Origin of the sequence: Halopseudomonas yangmingensis (assembly GCF_900114825.1) — a bacterium.
GTDB lineage: Bacteria > Pseudomonadota > Gammaproteobacteria > Pseudomonadales > Pseudomonadaceae > Halopseudomonas > Halopseudomonas yangmingensis.
The window spans coordinates 1-3,596 of sequence record NZ_FOUI01000032.1; the positions used below are offsets into that span (position 1 = coordinate 1).

General features: G+C 53.9%; 7 protein-coding genes and 1 pseudogene. 5 read left to right on the forward strand and 3 right to left on the reverse strand.

Annotated elements, in window-relative coordinates:
• Positions 1-114 precede the first annotated feature (114 nt).
• On the reverse strand, positions 115-342 hold the full coding sequence (locus BMZ23_RS14910; protein ID WP_143069622.1) for a hypothetical protein: 228 nt from the start codon (positions 340-342) through the stop codon (positions 115-117).
• Positions 263-739, reverse strand: a complete 477-nt coding sequence (locus BMZ23_RS14605; protein WP_093479039.1) for a transposase — start codon at positions 737-739, stop codon at positions 263-265. The genes BMZ23_RS14910 and BMZ23_RS14605 overlap by 80 nt, the downstream gene beginning before the upstream one ends.
• Here BMZ23_RS14605 and BMZ23_RS14610 point away from each other — a divergent pair.
• The 5 genes and pseudogenes from BMZ23_RS14610 to BMZ23_RS15250 all read left to right on the forward strand — a co-directional run.
• Positions 636-1,088, forward strand: a complete 453-nt coding sequence (locus BMZ23_RS14610) for a hemagglutinin repeat-containing protein (RefSeq protein ID WP_177197311.1) — start codon at positions 636-638, stop codon at positions 1,086-1,088. The genes BMZ23_RS14605 and BMZ23_RS14610 overlap by 104 nt on opposite strands.
• Positions 1,089-1,222: 134 nt before the next feature.
• Positions 1,223-1,597 (forward strand): DUF637 domain-containing protein, encoded by a 375-nt coding sequence (locus BMZ23_RS15330; protein ID WP_143069624.1) that lies wholly within the window; start codon positions 1,223-1,225, stop codon positions 1,595-1,597.
• A 31-nt stretch (positions 1,598-1,628) separates the two neighbouring features.
• Positions 1,629-2,768, forward strand: coding sequence for a DUF637 domain-containing protein (locus tag BMZ23_RS14620; protein ID WP_281242344.1), 1,140 nt, complete (start codon positions 1,629-1,631; stop codon positions 2,766-2,768).
• A gap of 5 nt (positions 2,769-2,773) precedes the next feature.
• Positions 2,774-3,052: a hypothetical protein gene (locus BMZ23_RS14915; protein WP_143069625.1), complete on the forward strand. Its 279-nt coding sequence runs from the start codon at positions 2,774-2,776 to the stop codon at positions 3,050-3,052.
• Positions 3,053-3,091: 39 nt separating this feature from the next.
• A pseudogene (locus tag BMZ23_RS15250) lies at positions 3,092-3,286 on the forward strand (transposase); the annotation flags it as partial.
• A 46-nt stretch (positions 3,287-3,332) separates the two neighbouring features.
• Here BMZ23_RS15250 and BMZ23_RS14625 read toward each other — a convergent pair.
• Positions 3,333-3,596, reverse strand: a 264-nt coding sequence (locus BMZ23_RS14625; protein WP_218143625.1) for a hypothetical protein, incomplete at its 5' end; no start/stop codon positions are given.

Genomic DNA, 3,596 nt, shown 5'->3' on the forward strand with positions numbered 1-3,596 from the left:
AAATAAGGTCTTGTTTTGCATGCATTATTATCGCATTTGGAGCCTCGATTTGGGGCTGAAAATCAGTGCAAAAGCAGCTTAACTTAGTGCCATTCGGGTCAGATGAACATTAACTCAATTCTTCTGATTTTTTGTTGGTCGGCCTGGCTTGCCGGGACTTGCTGATTGCCCAGTCAGCACCTCAATTTCGCGTTTGAACTTGTCATTGCCCATAGGCAGCCCGCTGAGTGTGCTGGTTCGTATTGCTTCGACCAGGCCGTCTTCAAGGACTTCTTTGAACAGCTCGCGATAGGCAGACTGGCAGCTCTGCTGGGGTGCTGCCCAGTTTTTGATAAAGTGCATGGGGCGAAACCAGTCGCGACGCTTTGCCAAACGCATTGGTTCGGTAGCTGCTCCAGCGGTAGTCGCCGGGGGCGGCCACCATGGCAGCTCGCACGGGATTCAGTTCTATATAGCGCTGGCAGTGGAGTAGGTAGCCGTCGGAATCAACCAGGCAGGACTTATAGCGACCTTCCCACAATGTGCCGGTGCGTCGGTGGCGACTGTTGAAGTAGCGGACATAGCGTCGTCCCAGTGCCTGCATCATTAAGCAGATGCTGTCAGGGCCGGTGGGCGTAGCAAGTAGGTGGATATGGTTGGTCATAAACAGCATTATCGAGCAACAGGGTGCCGAGCTCGTGTCGGGCGGCGACATCACCCTGATTGCCGGCAGTGATCTGGTCGCCGTCGCCAGCCGCATCGAAGCCACCCAGCAAGCCTACCTGATTGCCAGCAACCAGCTGGCCCTGCTGGCAGCGGAAGACCTGGACCACAGCTTCTACGAGAAAAAGGAAAAGGGCTCGTTCGGCCTTAAATCCTTCCGCAGCGACCAGGTCACCCGGGTTACCCAGCAAGGAACCGACATCACCAGCGGTGGCGATCTGGCGCTGATCAGCGGCAGCAATCAGACCTACCAGGCGGCGAACCTGCAAAGCGGCGAAGACCTGACCCTCAGCAGTGGCGGCAGCATCGCCTTTGAAGGGGTGATGGACCCGGGCGGCTGGTCAAGGAAATTCACGACAGCTTTAGCTACAGCCACTCCGGGCTGAGTGGTCCGGCGGCCATGGTGATTGCCATTGCCGTGGCCTACTTTACTGCGGGTGCGGCGAGCTCATTTGTCGGCAGTTTGAGTGGTGCCGGTGCGGGTAGCGGCGCAGCCCTGTCAGCAGGAGGATCGGCCGCCATGGTCAGTGCCGGCACCGCCGTCGGAACCGCCAGTGCAGGCTGGGCAAATGTGGCGATTACCTCGGCGTTGACCTCGGCCGCCAGTGGCGCCGCGATCAGCACGATCAATAACCGCGGCGATATCGGCGCAGTACTGAAGGACATCACCTCCAGCGACGCCTTGAAAGGCTATGTCGTGTCAGGCGTGACCGCCGGCTTCACCACAGGCGTTTTGGATCAGGCCTTTGGTGTTACCGGCGACAACATCAACCACGTCACCAAGGGCTTTGATCTGAGCAAGCCCGCCGAACTGATGCAGTTTGGCGCCTACCTTGGGGCTCAGGGCGGCGCCCAGGCGATGGCGCAAACTTGCCCTGCTTGGGGGCAGCCTTGAGGACAACCTGCAGGCGGCCCTGACCAGCCAGTTGCAGCACCTGCTGCAAGCCAGTGTATTCAATGCCGTGGGAGATTACGCGCAGGCCACCAATCTGGAGGATGGCACTGCAGGCAAAGTTGCCCTGCATGCCCTGGTGGGCGGCATGCTCAGCGAAGCCACCGGCGGCGACTTCGCGACGGGTGCCCTGGCGGCCGGGGCCAACGAAGCGCTGATTGAGCAACTGTCGGGTGTTATCAAGGGTGACAAGTCACTGGAACTGGCGGTGTCGCAGTTGATCGGCATCGCCGCCGCCACAGTCACCGGGGGTGATTATGCCAAGGCAGCGGAGCTGGCAAAGAATGCCACGGCGTATAACAGGCAGTTGCATCCCAGCGAGCGTGAACTCGCAAAACGTCTGGCTGAAGCCAGTGAAGGTAAATACACTCAGGAAGAAATTGAAGAGCAAATGCGATTGGCAGGTATCAGGGGGACGGAAATCCATTCCGCTACGGATATTGTTGCCACGCAGGATGGTATTTATGATCCAGGTGGTAACTGGGTGCCGTTGGGTGATAGCCATTTTGTGCAGGTATATGGCAAGGCCAATCCTGAAGTGATCGCGTATATTAAATCAAATATTGATCTTTATGAATGGTCACATTACGCCGAAACCGGGTTTGATCGTTACGTGAAACAGGATTGGGATGGGGTGGCATCTGGCGCTGAGCGTGACCGGTTGACCGGCTATGCGCTGGATGAGAACGGGGGGTATCGTGTACCTGTGGTAGTGGATGGAGTAGTACATCATCCGCGTTTTCATCAGTGCGGGGGCGCCGAGTGTATTTTTGTTGGTGCGAATATTGATTTTTCCGATCCGGCGACGTTGAGTTGGATCAGGGCTGCTGATGCTGATTATATTGATCGAACGGCTAAGGCTATAGCGTTGGCTGGGGCTGTTGGCCCTTCAAGCGTGGTAGCTACTGCTTCCTTTGGTTCAACAGGGTTGGGGCTGCTTTCAAGCTATTTAAGCGAAGATATTGGTGTTGGCTTGTCTTCTGCTGCTATAGGTGAAGGTTTTGTTCGTTACTCTGTTTCGAGAGGGCTTTCGATAGAGGCTGCAAACAGGATTAATAACTCGATAAATTTTGTAGATGGATGGGGTGTGCTTCTTGAACGAGTTTTGGAGTAAATTTTATGCCTGTTTTTGAGGGTGGGATCAGAAGGCTTAAATTTCATGTGCTTTTCATGCTGGTTTTTTTGTCTTTGCTGAATGCTTTTAGATATATTGGCAGCATGCATGATTTTGTTTTTGTAATTTTGCTTCATTTGTTTTTTGGAAGAAGTCTGTATCAATATGTTGTTGGTCAAAATATGTTTCTTGGTGGTGTGATTGGGGCGGATGCTGGTATTGCCGAGAGAAGAGTGGGGGCTGTGATATCCCTTGTTTGTTTTTGTGCGGTATTTTTTTATTAAACCTTGGTTTTATCGGAAAATTCTTCTCCGACTGATATTGAACGGCGGGAACGCTACGAGCAGTTTGTAAATGCAGGAATTCCTGAAAGTGAGTTGAGGTTGATCCGCGACGCTCTGAACCGGAGCCAGTTGACAGGAGGTGCGCGTTTTGTGGATGAGATAGAGCAGATTACGGGTGCCCGGCATGAAATGAGGGGTCAAGGACGCCCGAAGAAGGCTAGGCTCATAAAATAAATCTGTCCCCTTTTCTTCTAAATAAATCTGTCCCCTTTTCTTCACTTCACTTTTCTTCAATGGCAGCCATCTGGAAACGGCCGCCTGGGTCACGCGTAACGCCACCCAGTACAACTTCCTGAATCACGCCAACGTCGAGGAACTCGAGGAGAAGGCTGCAGGCTGCCTTGACCGCGGTGATTGTGCCGAGATTGAAGCCGCATTCATCCAGATCAGTGACGAAAACCGGGTGAATCACACCGGGTTTCGTGGAGGCCTCAACTCTTGAGAGAATGAGGCATGAAGAAATCCAATAGCTACTCCCCTGAAG

Bases quoted from the DNA above. Each gene is read 5' to 3' on its own strand.
- BMZ23_RS14915 (WP_143069625.1), top strand. From the start codon at position 2,774: ATGCCTGTTTTTGAGGGTGGGATCAGAAGGCTTAAATTTCATGTGCTT.
- BMZ23_RS14910 (WP_143069622.1), bottom strand. From the start codon at position 342: ATGCACTTTATCAAAAACTGGGCAGCACCCCAGCAGAGCTGCCAGTCT.
- BMZ23_RS15330 (WP_143069624.1), top strand. From the start codon at position 1,223: ATGGTCAGTGCCGGCACCGCCGTCGGAACCGCCAGTGCAGGCTGGGCA.
- BMZ23_RS14605 (WP_093479039.1), bottom strand. From the start codon at position 739: ATGCGGCTGGCGACGGCGACCAGATCACTGCCGGCAATCAGGGTGATG.